This is a genomic window from Bradyrhizobium sp. CCBAU 51765, from assembly GCF_015291725.1.
GTDB lineage: Bacteria > Pseudomonadota > Alphaproteobacteria > Rhizobiales > Xanthobacteraceae > Bradyrhizobium > Bradyrhizobium liaoningense.
Genome location: NZ_CP030038.1, coordinates 4,718,680 through 4,733,448, shown reverse-complemented (window position 1 = coordinate 4,733,448; position 14,769 = coordinate 4,718,680). Strand labels below are relative to the sequence as shown.

At 65.3% G+C, this 14,769-nt stretch carries 14 protein-coding genes; 9 read left to right on the top strand and 5 right to left on the bottom strand.

What is annotated here, in order from left to right; translation table 11 throughout:
* Window positions 1–86 precede the first annotated feature (86 nt).
* The gene (locus XH96_RS22730; RefSeq protein WP_028178030.1) at window positions 87–731 is read left to right on the top strand and encodes a DUF47 domain-containing protein; all 645 of its coding nucleotides are present in this window, start codon (window positions 87–89) and stop codon (window positions 729–731) included.
* 70 nt (window positions 732–801) lie between these two features.
* Window positions 802–1,809 carry an inorganic phosphate transporter gene (locus XH96_RS22725; RefSeq protein ID WP_194387747.1) on the top strand — a complete coding sequence of 336 codons (1,008 nt, stop codon included), beginning with the start codon at window positions 802–804 and terminating at the stop codon, window positions 1,807–1,809.
* Here the strand turns inward: XH96_RS22725 and sugE are convergent.
* Complete coding sequence (gene sugE, locus XH96_RS22720; protein ID WP_194387746.1) at window positions 1,802–2,116, bottom strand: quaternary ammonium compound efflux SMR transporter SugE; 315 nt, start codon at window positions 2,114–2,116, stop codon at window positions 1,802–1,804. The genes XH96_RS22725 and sugE overlap by 8 nt on opposite strands.
* Window positions 2,117–2,273: 157 nt before the next feature.
* Between sugE and XH96_RS22715 the strand changes: the two genes are divergently transcribed.
* From XH96_RS22715 to der, 7 genes are all read left to right on the top strand, one after another.
* Window positions 2,274–3,896, top strand: a complete 1,623-nt coding sequence (locus tag XH96_RS22715; protein WP_131871515.1) for a peptide chain release factor 3 — start codon at window positions 2,274–2,276, stop codon at window positions 3,894–3,896.
* 114 nt (window positions 3,897–4,010) lie between these two features.
* Window positions 4,011–4,553, top strand: coding sequence for a hypothetical protein (locus XH96_RS22710; protein WP_194387745.1), 543 nt, complete (start codon window positions 4,011–4,013; stop codon window positions 4,551–4,553).
* Window positions 4,554–4,863: 310 nt separating this feature from the next.
* Complete coding sequence (locus XH96_RS22705) at window positions 4,864–5,448, top strand: NnrU family protein (protein ID WP_194387744.1); 585 nt, start codon at window positions 4,864–4,866, stop codon at window positions 5,446–5,448.
* A 73-nt stretch (window positions 5,449–5,521) separates the two neighbouring features.
* The gene (locus XH96_RS22700; protein ID WP_194387743.1) at window positions 5,522–7,114 is read left to right on the top strand and encodes a class I adenylate-forming enzyme family protein; all 1,593 of its coding nucleotides are present in this window, start codon (window positions 5,522–5,524) and stop codon (window positions 7,112–7,114) included.
* A gap of 167 nt (window positions 7,115–7,281) precedes the next feature.
* Entirely contained in the window at window positions 7,282–7,935 is a 654-nt protein-coding gene (locus XH96_RS22695) for a tetratricopeptide repeat protein (protein WP_194387742.1), read from the top strand.
* A gap of 32 nt (window positions 7,936–7,967) precedes the next feature.
* A complete protein-coding gene (locus XH96_RS22690) occupies window positions 7,968–8,510 on the top strand; it encodes a hypothetical protein (protein WP_194387741.1) in 543 nt (180 codons plus the stop codon).
* Between the two features lie 169 nt (window positions 8,511–8,679).
* Window positions 8,680–10,065 (top strand): ribosome biogenesis GTPase Der, encoded by a 1,386-nt coding sequence (der, locus tag XH96_RS22685; RefSeq protein ID WP_194387740.1) that lies wholly within the window; start codon window positions 8,680–8,682, stop codon window positions 10,063–10,065.
* A gap of 103 nt (window positions 10,066–10,168) precedes the next feature.
* Here the strand turns inward: der and XH96_RS22680 are convergent, their stop codons facing one another.
* The 4 genes from XH96_RS22680 to XH96_RS22665 all read right to left on the bottom strand — a co-directional run bounded on the left by XH96_RS22680 (window position 10,169) and on the right by XH96_RS22665 (window position 14,750).
* Window positions 10,169–11,395, bottom strand: a complete 1,227-nt coding sequence (locus XH96_RS22680; RefSeq protein WP_194387739.1) for an ABC transporter substrate-binding protein — start codon at window positions 11,393–11,395, stop codon at window positions 10,169–10,171.
* 272 nt (window positions 11,396–11,667) lie between these two features.
* On the bottom strand, window positions 11,668–12,408 hold the full coding sequence (locus tag XH96_RS22675) for an SDR family NAD(P)-dependent oxidoreductase (protein WP_194387738.1): 741 nt from the start codon (window positions 12,406–12,408) through the stop codon (window positions 11,668–11,670).
* A gap of 160 nt (window positions 12,409–12,568) precedes the next feature.
* Window positions 12,569–14,092 carry an amidophosphoribosyltransferase gene (purF, locus tag XH96_RS22670; RefSeq protein ID WP_131871524.1) on the bottom strand — a complete coding sequence of 508 codons (1,524 nt, stop codon included), beginning with the start codon at window positions 14,090–14,092 and terminating at the stop codon, window positions 12,569–12,571.
* A 28-nt stretch (window positions 14,093–14,120) separates the two neighbouring features.
* Window positions 14,121–14,750 carry a CvpA family protein gene (locus XH96_RS22665; RefSeq protein WP_061876699.1) on the bottom strand — a complete coding sequence of 210 codons (630 nt, stop codon included), beginning with the start codon at window positions 14,748–14,750 and terminating at the stop codon, window positions 14,121–14,123.
* Between the last annotated feature and the right edge of the window lie 19 nt (window positions 14,751–14,769).

The window sequence follows — 14,769 nt, the reverse complement described above, 5'->3', positions numbered from 1 at the left end:
TGACACGCGCGCGGATCGAAAATGGTCTATGACAGTTTCATGACAGCCCTCCGGGCCTGACCATTTCCAACCGGTAGCCTATCCCCATGATGCGTTGGTTTCGTGCGTTCCTGCCCAAGGAAGAACGGTTCTTCGACCTGTTCGACCGGCATGCCCAGACTGTGATCCAGGGCGCGATCGCGCTTCAGGGCATGCTCAACGGGGGCGAGGAGACGCCGGTCTATTGCCAGCGCGTCAACCAGTTCGAGAATGACGCCGACAACATCACCCGTGAGGTGCTGACGGCGGTGCGCCGCACCTTCATCACCCCGTTCGACCGCGGCGACATCAAGAACCTCATCACGTCGCTGGACGATGCCATCGACCAGATGCAGCAGACGGCCAAGGCGGTCATGCTGTTCGAGGTCCGCACCTTCGAGCCGCCCATGCGCGAGATCGGCGGGCTCCTGATCGAATGCGCCAATCTGGTCGGGCGTGCGCTGCCGCTGATGCAGTCGATCGGCCCGAACGTCGCCATGCTGACCGCCATCACCGAAGAACTCGGCAAGCTGGAGGGCCGGGTCGACGATCTCCACGACATCGGCATGAAGGAGCTGTTCCTGAAGCATCGCGACGGCAATGCGATGGACTTCATCGTCGGCGTCGAGATCTACGATCATCTCGAGAAGGTGGCCGATCGCTTCGACGACGTCGCGAACGAGATCAACAGCATCGTCATCGAGCAGGTGTAGCGCATGATCCGGAAAAGTGTGCAGCGGTTTTCCGCTCAGATCATGCGCAAGCTTTAAGCAGGGCCTCGCCGTGGATGCCGCGTTGGGTCTTCCCATCCTGGTCGGCTTGATCGCCGTCGCGCTGCTGTTCGACTTCCTGAACGGCCTGCACGACGCCGCCAATTCGATCGCGACCATCGTCTCGACCCGCGTGCTGCGGCCGCAATTCGCGGTGTTCTGGGCCGCCTTCTTCAATTTCATCGCCTTCATGGTGTTCGGACTGCACGTCGCCCAGACCATCGGCACCGGCATCATCGATCCCGCGGTCGTCGACGCCCAGGTGATCTTCGCAGCGCTGGTCGGCGCGATCGTCTGGAACCTCGTGACCTGGGCGCTCGGCATCCCGTCCTCGTCGTCGCACGCGTTGATCGGCGGCCTCGTCGGCGGCGGCATGGCCAAGGCGGGGATCTCGGCCGCGGTCTGGGGCGGCCTGTCCAAGACGGTGCTGGCAATCGTGCTGTCGCCGCTGGTCGGCTTCCTGCTCGCCATGATGCTGGTGGCGATCGTCTCCTGGGCCTCGGTGCGCTCGACGCCGTTCGCGGTCGATCGCGCCTTTCGCATCCTGCAATTCGCCTCCGCCTCGCTCTATTCGCTCGGTCATGGCGGCAACGACGCGCAGAAAACCATGGGCATCATCGCGGTGCTGCTGTATTCGCAGGGCCATCTCGGCACCGAGTTCTCGGTGCCGTTCTGGGTGGTGCTGTCCTGCCAGGCGGCGATGGCGCTCGGCACGCTGATGGGCGGCTGGCGCATCGTCCGCACCATGGGCCTGCGCATCACGAAATTGACGCCTATGCAGGGCTTTTGCGCCGAAACGGGGGGCGCCGCGACCCTGTTCATGGCGACCTATCTCGGAGTTCCCGTCTCGACCACCCACACCATCACCGGTGCCATCGTCGGCGTCGGCGCCGCCCGCCGCGTCTCGGCGGTGCGCTGGAACGTCGCGAGCTCGATCGTCTATGCCTGGGTGATCACGATCCCGGCCTCAGCCATCGTCGCGGCGCTGACGTGGTGGCTGGTCCAGATCTTCGTCAGGTGACGAGCTTCAGTCCGATGATTCCGGCGACGATCAGGGCGATGCTGGCAACGCGCATGGCCGTTGCCGGCTCGCCGAACAGGACGATGCCGAGCGTCGCAGTGCCCACCGCGCCGATGCCGGTCCAGACCGCGTAGGCGGTTCCGACCGGGAGCGATTTGAGCGCAAATCCGAGCAGGATGACGCTGCCGGCCATGGCAACCAGGGTGATCACCGACGGCACAAGCCTGGTAAACCCCTCAGTGTATTTCAGGCCAATCGCCCAGGTGATCTCGAGAAGGCCGGCGACGAACAGGATGCTCCAGGCCATGACGACCCTCCATTTCAGGCAGGGTCGTCCCCGCGGCTGAGGTGCTGAGAAACGGAAGGCCGTCCTTCCCGGAAGCCGATATGGGGCTGGCCGAATGGCTCCGCAATCACCAAATGAGGCTTGATCAGGCCCGTTTTCCCTGCCACACGCTCCCGCCATGTCCGACATCGCCATCACCACAGCCGAATCGCCGGCCCGTTCCCCGCTTGCCGCTGAAGTGGCGCGGCGGCGGACCTTTGCGATCATTTCCCACCCTGACGCCGGCAAGACCACGCTGACCGAGAAGCTGCTGCTGTTCGGCGGCGCCATCAATCTCGCCGGCCAGGTCAAGGCCAAGGGCGAGCGGCGCAATACGCGTTCCGACTGGATGAAGATCGAGCGCGAACGCGGCATCTCGGTCGTGACCTCGGTGATGACCTTCGAGTTCGAAGGCCTCGTGTTCAACCTCCTGGACACGCCGGGCCACGAGGACTTTTCGGAAGACACCTATCGCACGCTCACCGCGGTCGATTCCGCCGTGATGGTGATCGACGCCGCCAAGGGCATCGAGGCGCGCACCCGGAAGCTGTTCGAGGTGTGTCGCTTGCGCGACATCCCGATCATCACCTTCATCAACAAGATGGACCGCGAGAGCCGCGACGTTTTCGAGCTGCTCGACGAGATCGAGAAGACGCTGGCGCTCGATACCACGCCGATGACCTGGCCGGTCGGTCGCGGCCGCGACTTCCTCGGCACCTACGACGTCGTCAATGGCGGCGTGCGCCTGCTCGAAGGCGGCGGCGCCAAGACCGGTGCGGCGCAGCAGATCGAGATCGAAGAGCTGGCCAAGCTCAACGCCAATCTCGACGTCGCTGCCGTGAAGGACGAGCTCGAGCTCGTCACGGCGGCATCAAAACCGTTCGAGCTCGGGGCGTTCCGCGAAGGCCATCTGACGCCGGTCTATTTCGGCAGCGCGTTGCGCAATTTCGGCGTCGGCGACCTGCTGGAAGGTCTCGGCAAGTTTGCGCCCGAGCCGCGTGCGCAGGACAGCGACCAGCGCAAGGTCGAGGCCACTGATCCGCGCATGAGCGCCTTCGTGTTCAAGATCCAGGCCAACATGGATCCGAACCACCGCGACCGCATCGCCTTCGCCCGTCTGTGCTCGGGCAAGCTCAGCCGCGGCATGAAGGCGAAGCTCGTGCGCACCGGCAAGAGCATGCCATTGTCGAGCCCGCAATTCTTCTTCGCCCAGGACCGCTCGGTCGCGGACGAAGCCTTCGCCGGTGACGTCGTCGGTATTCCCAACCACGGCACGCTACGCATCGGCGATACGCTGACGGAAGGGGAGGATTTCAACTTCGTGGGCGTGCCGAGCTTCGCTCCGGAAATCGTCCGCCGCGTCCGGCTCACCGACGCGATGAAGGCGAAGAAGCTGAAGGAAGCGCTGCAGCAGATGTCGGAAGAGGGCGTGGTGCAGGTGTTCCGCCCGCGCGACGGCGCGCCGGCGCTGGTCGGCGTGGTCGGGGCGCTCCAGCTCGACGTGCTGAAGGCGCGGCTCGAGGCGGAGTATTCGCTGCCGGTCGAGTTCGAGGTCAGCGAATTTCAGCTCGCGCGCTGGGTCTCCTCGGAGGACCGCAAGAAGCTCGACGCCTTCATCGCCGCCAACACCTCCAGTATCGCCGACGACGTCGACGGCGATCCCGTGTATCTCGCCCGGAACGAATTCTATCTCGGCTACACCAGGGAGCGCGCCGAGGGCATCGAGTTCAGCAACGTCAAGGACGTCAAGAAGAAGGGGTAGGGCAGCCGCGTCCCTCCGCTGAGCGGATTTGAACGCGTATGTGAACGAGCGCAGGCTTGATACGCGCGCGGCCGGTGCCACTTTCCATGGGGATGGGTACCGTGGTCCGTGGTCATGTGGCGCTCTCTCCTTGTACTCCTCCTTGTGACAATCCTGCCGTCATCGGCGGATGCGTGGCGCCGTCCTCTCGAAGAGGAGCTGTTCTCGTACGAGCCGTGCGGCGGGCCTTTTCAGGGACCTTGCATCACCGAAATTCCATTCCCATTCGGCGAGACTCTCCAGCTCACGGTCGAAAGCGTTCCATCGCAAGCCGACATCGCGAAGTACCGGCGCCCCGATCATGACCTTGATACGATCGGCGATCTCTTCGCCGAGCTGCGTTCGTGTTGGTCACCTCCTCCCGCTGACCAGGCGCGGGCAGGCATGCAGATGTCGGTGCGGTTCAGCCTCAACCGATCGGGCGGTCTGATTGGCCCGCCGCGCATGACATTTGCGACCGCGGGCGTCCCCGCCGACACCCGCGCGACCTATCTCAATGCCATCAACGCATCGTTGAAGGCCTGCCTGCCGCTGAAATTCACCAGCGGCTTTGGCGGCGCGCTGGCGGGCAGGCCGATCGCGATCCGCTACGTCGACAATCGCGAGCTTGGCAAGTAACCGCGAGGGCTCCTTCCATCCCTCATCGACACGGCGCTTTCGCTCCTCCCACCATGAGGCAGGGCTATCGCATATGAGATGTGGGCTATGGGCACCGAGCCTCCCCACGTCGTCATGGCCGGGCTTGTCCCGGCCATCCACGTCTTTCTACGCAGCACTAAGAACGTGGATGCCCGGGACAAGCCCGGCCATGACGGCATCTCGAAAATTCAAATGCGATAGCCCTGCACCATAAGGGACGCGAGTTGCGAGCGGCGGCCAATCGATGATACCCCAGAGGCGGGGGCTGTGGCCAAAAGGGGAGGATGTCGTGGGTCTGCTGGTCATGATCCTGGGGCTTGCGCTGTTTTTTGCGGCGCATGTGTTCACCACCAAACGCGAGATGCGCGCCGAGACGATCGCAAGGCTTGGCGAGGGATCCTACAAGATCCTCTATTCGCTGGTCTCGCTGGCGGGGCTCGCGATGATCATCTGGGGTTATGCCCAGTATCGCGCCACCGGCTGGATCGACGTCTGGTATCCGCCGAAGGCCATGAAGCACATCACGCTCGCATTGATGCTGCCCGCGGTCATCCTGGTGGTCGCGTCATATCTGCGCGGCCGCATCTATGCGACACTGAAGCACCCGATGCTGGCCGGCATCAAGCTGTGGGCCGCCGCCCACCTGCTCGCCAATGGTGATCTCGGCTCCATCATCCTGTTCGGCTCGTTCCTGGGCTGGGCGGTGTATGACCGTATTTCGCTCAAGCATCGCACCGACGCCGGCGGCCCCCCGATTCCGGTCGGCGGCATCACCAACGATCTGATCGCAGTTGCGGTCGGCATCATCGCCTATCTGGCGCTGGCGTTCGCATTCCATCCCGTCGTGATCGGTGTTCCCGTCATCGGCGTCTAGCTGTTCGGCACAAGACAGGAGCTCCTTGCCTATGCGCGGAAGGGAGCAAGAGCAACAACACCGAGGCACGCCGATGGACTGGTCACAATCGCAGCTCCCGCCGATGCGATACGAGGCGCGTTTTGGTGATCGGGTCGTGCCCGCCTTCCGGGATCGGCCGGCGAGCCTGTGGGCGATGATCGCGGAAGCCTGCGCCCGCAATCCCGACGGTGAAGCGCTGATCGCGGGCAATGTCCGCCTGAGCTGGCAGCAGGCCGTGGAGCAGGCCGCACGGATTGCAGAGGGATTTCGCAGGCTCGGATTGCAGCGCGGCGATCGCATCGCGATCCTGCTCGGTAACCGCGTCGAGTTTCCCCTGCTGCTGTTTGCCGCCGCGCATGAGGGGCTGGTGACGGTGCTGCTCGGCACGCGCCAACAGAAACCGGAAATCGCTTATGTGCTGACCGATTGCGGCGCAAAGATCCTGATCCACGAAGCGGCGCTCGCCGAGCGGCTGCCGGATGCGCAGGATGTGCCCGATGTGATGCACCGTATCGCCGTCGACGATGATCCGGCTCTGTCGCGTTTCGCGGTGCTCGCCGACAACCCGTCGGCGGCGGCGCCTGTCGAGGTCGGCGAGGAGGACACCGCGATGATCCTCTACACCTCGGGCACCACGGGCAAGCCGAAGGGCGCGATGCTGGCCCATTGCAACATCGTGCATTCCTCGATGGTCTTCGTCTCCTGTCTGCAATTGACGCAAACCGATCGCTCGATCGCAGCGGTGCCGCTCGGCCATGTCACCGGCGTCGTCGCCAACATCACCACCATGATCCGCTGTGGCGGCGCGCTGATCATCATGCCCGAGTTCAAGGCCGCCGATTACCTCAAGCTCGCCGCGCGCGAGCGCGTCACCTACACGGTGATGGTGCCGGCGATGTACAATCTCTGCCTGCTGCAGCCCGATTTCGACAGCTACGATCTGTCGAGCTGGCGCATCGGCGGCTTTGGCGGCGCGCCGATGCCGGTCGCGACCATCGAGAAGCTCAAGGCGAAGATTCCCGGCCTGAAGCTGATGAACTGCTACGGCGCGACCGAGACGACATCGCCATCGACGATCATGCCGGGCGAGCTGACGGCGAGCCACATCGACAGCGTCGGCCTGCCGTGTCCCGGCGCGCGCATCGTGGCGATGGATCCGGATGGGCGCGAACTGCCTCACGGCGAGATCGGCGAGCTCTGGATCCAGAGCGCCTCCGTCATCAAGGGCTATTGGAATAACCCCAAAGCCACGGCCGAAAGCTTCACCAGCGGGTTCTGGCACTCGGGCGATCTCGGCTCGGTCGACGCGGAGGGGTTTGTCCGCGTGTTCGACCGGCAGAAGGACATGATCAACCGTGGCGGCCTGAAGATCTATTCGGCCGAGGTCGAATCCGTGCTGGCGGGGCATCCCGCCGTGGTCGAGAGCGCGATCATCGCCAGGGCCTGCCCGGTGCTGGGCGAGCGCGTCCACGCGGTCGTGGTGACGCGCAGCCCGGTCGCGGACACCGAGTTGCGGGCCTGGTGCGCGGAGCGGCTGTCGGACTACAAGGTGCCCGAAACCATGGCGATCACGGCAGACCCGTTGCCGCGCAATGCCAACGGCAAGGTGCTGAAGCGGCAGCTGCGGGAGCTCCTGGGGGCTTGAGCCGCGCAGCGGCTATCCCGGGCTCTCCCGGGTGGTTAACGCCTTGATCGGGCTCGCTTTGCCTTGCCACCGCCATATCGTTAGGGTACCTCGCCGCCAAGCGGGGACGGGATTCCTGACGCGGACGCTTCGGCGCGCGCACCCGGACGGGCATGGGATTAGCATAAGTGTCTGAATTATTTGACGAAGTCGACGAGGAAGTACGTCGCGAACAGCTCAAGAAGCTGTGGGACAAGTATTCGATTGTCTTCATCGCCCTGATGGTGCTGGTCGTGGCCGCCGTCGGTGGCTGGCGCGGCTACCAATATCTGGAGGGCAAGAAAGCCGCCGAGGCCGGCGCCGCTTTCGAGAAGGCCGTCGAACTGTCCGAGCAGGACAAGCACGCTGAGGCCGAGAAGGCCTTCACCGAGCTCGCCGCCACGGCTCCGTCCGGCTATCGCACCCTGGCGCGGCTGCGTGCTGCCGCCGAGGCCGCGAGCCGCGATCCCAAGGCCGCCGCGAAGATGTATGACGACATTGCCGCCGATCGCAGCGTCGGCGGGGAGTGGCAGGACCTGGCGAAGATCCGCGCCGCCGGCCTGCTGCTCGACAGCGCCAGCTACGCCGACATGCAGCAGCGGCTGGAGGCGTCCGCCGCGCCGAAGTCGACCTTCCGCCACAGCGCCCGCGAGATGCTGGCATTGTCGGCCTGGCGCAACAACGACTTGACCGCAGCCCGCAAATGGCTCGACGCGATTGACGGAGACGGCGAAACGCCGCCCGGCCTGCGCTCGCGCGCCGAGGCGCTCCAGGCCCTGCTGCCGCCCGTCGCCAAGAGCTGATGCCGGCCCTCTGACTTGAGACGAGACACAAGATGCGCCGCACGCCACGCTTGATCGCAGCCGCCGTCCTGATCGCCTTCACGGGCGTTCTGAGCGGCTGCTCCAGCTTCGATCCAAGCGACATGCTCGACTTCCTCGATACCAAGAAGAAGCTGCCGGGCGACCGCAAGCCGGTCTTCCCGGAGGGCGTGCCGGGCCTCGAGCAGGGCGTGCCGAAGGAGCTGTACAAGGGCGCGCAGCAGCAGCCTGATCCGAACGCGCCTGCCGTTGCGGCTCTGCCCGCGGAACCCCCGCCCGAACCCGCCAGGCCCGCGAAGGGTGCCAAGGCGAAGCAGACGAGGCAGTCAGCCGCAGCGCCGCCTGAAGCGCCCGCCGGCGAGATCGACGGCGAGGCCCAGCCGGAGGCTGCGCCACCCACGGCCGCTCCGCCGCCCAAGCACAAGATCGTCCGCAAACGCACCACCGCACCGCCGCCGGATCAGCCCGTCCAGCAGGCGCAACCCGCCCAGACCACCCAGCAGCAATCGCAGAGCGCTTTCCCGGCGCCGCTGCCGAGTGGCAGCTTCTCGCGATAGACCATGATCCGGACCTGGAGGGCCGCGTTAGCGCAAAGTGCGAAGCGGTTTTCCGAAAAATTCATGCTCAAACAAACCTGAAGTGCGGTGAGGATTCAGTCCAGCCTCATCGTGCTTTAATAATTTCATTGCATTGACAGGCGCAGCCCCGGCAGCGCACGAATGACCGATGTCCTTCACGATCGCCATCATCGGCCGGCCCAATGTCGGCAAATCGACGCTGTTCAACCGCCTGGTCGGACAGAAGCTCGCGCTCGTCGATGACGTGCCGGGCGTCACCCGCGACCGCCGCGAAGGCGAGGCCAGGCTCGGCGACCTCCAGTTCACGATCATCGATACTGCCGGCCTCGACGAGGGCGCCAAGGGCTCGCTGACCGCGCGCATGCAGGAGCAGACCGAAACCGCGATCGCGCAGGCCGACGCGCTGTTCTTCGTCGTCGATGCCCGCATCGGTCTCACGCCCACCGATCGCGCCTTCGCCGATTTCGCCCGCAAGGCCAACAAGCCGGTGCTGCTGATCGCCAACAAGAGCGAGGGCAAGCATGGCGATGCCGGCGCGATGGAGGCCTTTGCGCTCGGCCTCGGCGATCCCATCCAGATTTCGGCCGAGCATGGCGAGGGCATGGGCGAGCTCTATGACGCGCTGGCCAAGCTGATGCCGGAGCCCGTCGACGAGGACGACGACGGCGAGGACGACGCGCCGATCTCGGAGGAGGAGGCCGCGACACGTCCGATCCGGGTGGCCATCGTCGGCCGGCCCAATGCCGGCAAGTCGACGCTGATCAATCATCTGCTCGGCGAGGAGCGTCTGCTGACGAGCCCGGAGGCCGGCACCACGCGCGATTCCATCGCGGTCGAGATCAACTGGAAGGGCCGCGATTTCCGCGTCTTCGACACGGCAGGCCTGCGCCGGCGTTCGCGGATCGAGGAGAAGCTGGAGAAGCTCTCGGTCGCGGACGCGCTGCGCGCGGTGCGCTTTGCCGAGGTCGTCGTGCTGATGATGGACACGCAGAACCGCTTCGAGGAGCAGGATCTGCGCATCGCCGATCTCATCGAGCGCGAGGGCAGGGCGGTCGTGCTCGCTGTCAACAAATGGGACCTGATGGAGACCAAGGGCGGCGGCGCGATCTCGGGCCTGCGCCGCGATGCCGATCATTGGCTGCCGCAGCTCAAGGGCGTGCCGATCGTCGCCGTCTCAGGCCTGATGGGCGAAGGCATCGACCGCCTGATGCAGGCGATCCAGGACGCCTACGCGGTCTGGAACAGGCGCGTGCCGACGGCCGCGCTCAATCGCTGGTTCGAGCAGGCGATCCAGGCCAATCCGCCGCCGGCGGTGTCCGGCCGCAGGCTGAAGCTGAACTACATCACCCAGAACAAGGCGCGCCCGCCGAGCTTCGTGCTGTTCTGCTCGCGTGCGGACGCGGTGCCGCAATCCTACTTGCGCTACCTCACCAACTCCATGCGCGAGACCTTCGAACTGCCGGGCACGCCGGTACGCATCACCCTGCGCGAGAAAGCCAATCCTTTCGCGCACAAGCGCAAGCGGCCCTCGTGAGCGACGGTGCCGGCGAGGCGGAGGCGGCGAAGACTGTCTGAAACGCCAATGCCCGGGACGAACCCGGGCATGACGTGTGTGACGTCGCGTAACCGCTACGCGGTCACTTCTTCACCAGCGGGCAATCGCTGTCCTTGAGCGGCTTGGCCGCGTCCTCAGGCGCGATGGTGGCGACCAGCTTGTAATAGTCCCACGGGCCCTTCGACTCCTCGGGCTTCTTCACCTCGAACAGATAGGCCGGGATGAGGCGGCGGCCGTCGGCGCGCAGCGGTCCCTTGCCGAACAGCGGATCGTCGGTCGGCAGCTCCTTCATCTTGGCGACGACCTTGGCGCCGTCATGCGGATTGCTGCCGAGCGCGTCCATCGCCTTCAGGTAATGCAGGATCTCGGCATAGAGGCCCGCAACCGTCATCGAGGGCATCGAGCCCTTGGGCGAGACCTTCTGGAAGCGCTTCGACCATTCGCGCGTCTGGTCGTTGAGGTCCCAATAGAAGGACTCGGTGAAGGTCAGGCCCTGCGCGGTCTTCAAGCCGAGCGAGTGCACGTCGTTGATGAACAGCAGCAAGGCGGCGAGCTTCTGACCGCCCTGGACGATGCCGAATTCGGCGGCCTGCTTGATCGCGTTGGTGGTGTCGCCGCCCGCATTGGCGAGGCCGATGATCTTGGCCTTGGAGGACTGCGCCTGGAGCAGGAAGGAGGAGAAGTCCGCCGTGTTCAGTGGGTGCTTGACGCCGCCGAGCACCTTGCCGCCGGTCGCCGTGACGACCGCGCCGGTATCACGCTCCAGAGCATGGCCGAAGGCATAGTCTGCGGTGAGGAAGAACCAGCTATCGCCGCCCGCCTTGGTCAGCGCCTTGCCGGTGCCGTTGGCGAGCATGTAGGTATCGTAAGTGAACGAGACGGTGTTGGGCGTGCAGGCCTTGCCGGTGAGGTCGGCGGTGGCCGCGCCCGAATTGAGCAGCACCGCGTTCTTTTCCTTGACGAGGTTGCTCACCGCGAGCGCAACGCCGGAGCTCGGCGTGTCCGCGATGGCGTCGACCTTGTCGGCATCGATCCATTGCCGGGCGATGTTGACGCCGATGTCGGGCTTGTTCTGGTGGTCGCCGGAGAGGACCTCTATGGTCCAGCCCTTGGCCTTGAGGCCGGAATCTTCGACCGCCATCTTCACCGCCGCGACTGAATTCGGGCCGCCGATGTCGGCGTAGAGGCTCGACATGTCGTTGAGCACGCCGATCTTGACGGTCTTGTCCTGGGCGTAGGCGGATGTGGCAAAACCGAAAGCGGCGCAGGCCAGAAGGGCCGCGGAGCCGCGTGCGAACGTCGTCGTCATGAAAGGTCTCCTCCAATGTCAAATATGCGGACGGCTCTCTTACGGAGCCTTGTTTCCGGCTGATGGCTCTAACCTGTCCCGCGGCCGGCGGCAATGCACCTAAAGCCGGATGACGCTGCGTCTTAGCGTCCTCCGGCGGTTAACTATTGGGCAAGATGCGTTGAGGCGCTATTTGAGCGCGCCCGATACCAGCCTGAATTTCTGAATGCGCTTTCCGGTGTCGACCTCGGCGGTATAGACGTTACCCTTGGCGTCAATCGCCATGGTGTCCATCAGGCCGGCGCGCGGAAGCTCATCACGGTGCGGGTCTTGTAGTCGTAGAACTTGCCGGTCTCGGTCCAGTCAGGCCCACACATCGGCACGATGAATTCGGCGACCTGCTCGGGCGTGTCGAGCGTCGCGGGGTCCTCGCCCGGCATCAGCGTTGCGCGCATGCGGGTGCGGACCGGGCCGGGATTGAACAGATTGACGCGCAGCTTCGTATTCGCCGTCTCCTGCGCCCAGGCGCGGGCCAGCGTTTCCAGCGCGGCCTTGGACGCCGCGTAGGGGCCGACATAGGCGGTCGCCTTGCTGGCGGCGCCGGAGGTGACGAACACGGCGCGGCCGGCGTCGGACTGTCTCAGCAGCGGCTCCATGCAGCGGATCAGCTGGAAGTTCGCGGAGACGTTCACCGCCATCACCTCGTTGAACGTCTTCAACTCGATATGGCCGAGCGGCGAGGACGGGCCGAGCACGCCGGCATTGCCGACGAGGATGTCGAGCCTGCCGTAGCGCTCGTGCAGGCTGGCCCCCAGCCGCGCGATGCCGTCGGAATCGGTGAGGTTGAGCGGCACCAGGGTGGCGCTGCCGCCGTCCTTGCGGATCTCGTCGTCGAGCTCTTCCAGCCCGCCCTGCGTGCGCGCCACCGCAACGATATGCGCGCCGGCCTTGGCCAGCGCCTTGGCCGCGGCGAAGCCGATGCCGCGCGAGGCGCCGGTGACGAGAGCGATGCGATCAGCGAGGGGTCTTGTCATGGCGGGGGTTTTACAGCCGTGGATGGCCGGGACAAGCCCCAATGATCCCGTCATTCCGGGGCGATGCGAAGCGTCGAACCCGGAATCCAGAGGTTTGAGGCAACATGTCGAGATCCCGGGTTCGGTCCTCACGGACCGCCCCGGGATGACGGCTTCGCCGTCAGCTCGCCTCGGCCAGCAGCGAGAGTTGCCGCGGTTGCGGCTCGGTCTGGGTCTGGTCGGTGAGGTGGGTCGGATAGGCGCCGGTGAAGCAGTGGTCCGAGAATTTCGGGTTGGCGGGGTCGCGGCCGGGCTCGCCCATGGCGCGGTACATGCCGTCGATCGACAGGAAGGCGAGCGAGTCGGCGCCGATGATCTCGCGCATCTCCTCCAGCGAATGCGTCGCTGCGAGCAGGCCGCCGCGGTCGGGCAGGTCGATGCCGTAATAGTCGGGATAGAGGATCGGGGGCGAGGCGAGGCGGAAATGGACTTCCTTGGCGCCGGCATCGCGCATCATGCGCACGATCTTCTTCGAGGTGGTGCCGCGCACCAGGGAGTCGTCGATCAGGATGATGCGCTTGCCCTCGATCGCGGCGCGGTTGGCCGAATGCTTCATGCGCACGCCGGATTCGCGGATCGCCTGCGTCGGCTGGATGAAGGTGCGGCCGACATAATGGTTGCGGATGATGCCGAGCTCGAACGGCACGCCGGAATGCTGGCTGTAGCCGACCGCAGCGGGCACGCCGGAATCCGGCACCGGCACGACGACGTCGATCGGCACGTGGCTCTCGCGCGCGAGCTGCGCACCGAAGGCCTTGCGCACCTCGTAGACCGAGCGTCCGTGGACGATGGAATCCGGCCGGGAGAAGTAGATGTATTCGAAGATGCAGGGACGCGGTGCCATCGGCGGGAACGGCTTGTGGATGTCCTGGCCGTTCTCGTCGAACACGATGACTTCGCCGGGCTCGATGTCGCGCACGAAGCGCGCGCCGATGATGTCGAGCGCGCAGGTCTCGGAGGTCAGGATCGGACAGCCGTCGAGATCGCCGAGCACGAGCGGGCGAATGCCGCGCGGATCGCGCGCGCCGACCAGCTTCTTGTTGGTCAGCGAGACCAGCGCATAAGCGCCTTCGATCTCCCGCAGCGCGTCGATATAGCGCTCGATGAAACGAGCGCGTTTGGAGCGCGCGACCAGATGCAGGATCACCTCGGTGTCGGTGGTCGACTGCATCATCGCGCCATGCCGCACCAGCTCGCGGCGCAGCGTCAGGCCGTTGGTGAGGTTGCCGTTATGGGCGACGGCGAGGCCGCCGGCATTGAGCTCGGCGAACAGCGGCTGCACGTTGCGCAGGATGGTGGCGCCGGTGGTGGAATAGCGGACATGGCCGACCGCGACATTGCCGGGCAGGCGGTCGATCACCTCGCGGCGGGAGAAGGTGTCGCCGACGAGGCCGAGGCGGCGTTCCGAGTGAAAGCGGCTGCCATCGTAGGAGACGATGCCGGCGGCCTCCTGGCCGCGGTGCTGGAGGGCGTGAAGGCCGAGCGCGGTGATGGCGGCCGCATCGGGGTGGCCGTAGATGCCGAACACGCCGCATTCCTCGCGCAGCGTATCCCCCTCCAGATCATCCTGAAGCTCCAGCGCGGCCGGGCCGGGACCGGCGTCGGGATCGAGATCAAGTTGGGCGTCCTGGTCAGGGTGTCGCATCTCGTCCGCGCCTCTCTTTAGGGCTCAATCAACGCGCCGCAGGTTTCTCGATCAGCTTTTTCAGGCTGTCACGAGCAGGTTTACTGTATCCGTCGCCACTGCCCGAAGGCTGCTGCTCGGATTCAGCTTGGTCATCATCTGGTTTGTTTTTCTTGAATCTCTTCAAGATGGTGTTCTCGGGGTCGTCAGGCAAGAGGGCCATCAGCCAGTCCCCGGTTCCCTGGAGCACCACGCGGGACTTGGCCCCTGAGACCCAGTCCGGACGCTGCTTGTCCGGAACCAGCCAGGTGAAGAACAGGAAAGCGACCACGACGATCAAAAGGCCGCGAGCCAGGCCAAACAGGAAGCCGAGGGTGCGGTCCAGCGCACCGATCCGCGAATCCAGGATCATGTCGGAGATCCGGACCGTGATCACGGAGACCACGACCAGGGTGCCCACGAACACACCGGCGACGACGACCACGCTCGCGACCGTGTCGTTGTTGAAATAGGTCTTGGCGGTCGGCAGCAGCTTCGAGAACGAGTACAAGGTCACGATTGCCGCCGCGCCCCAGGCCGCAATCGACAGGATTTCGCGCATGAAGCCGCGGACCATCGCGAGCAGGCCCGAGATCAGCATCACACCGAGCAGGATCAGGTCGAGGAGTGTTACTGGCATCGGCTGGTCTGGTCCGCTC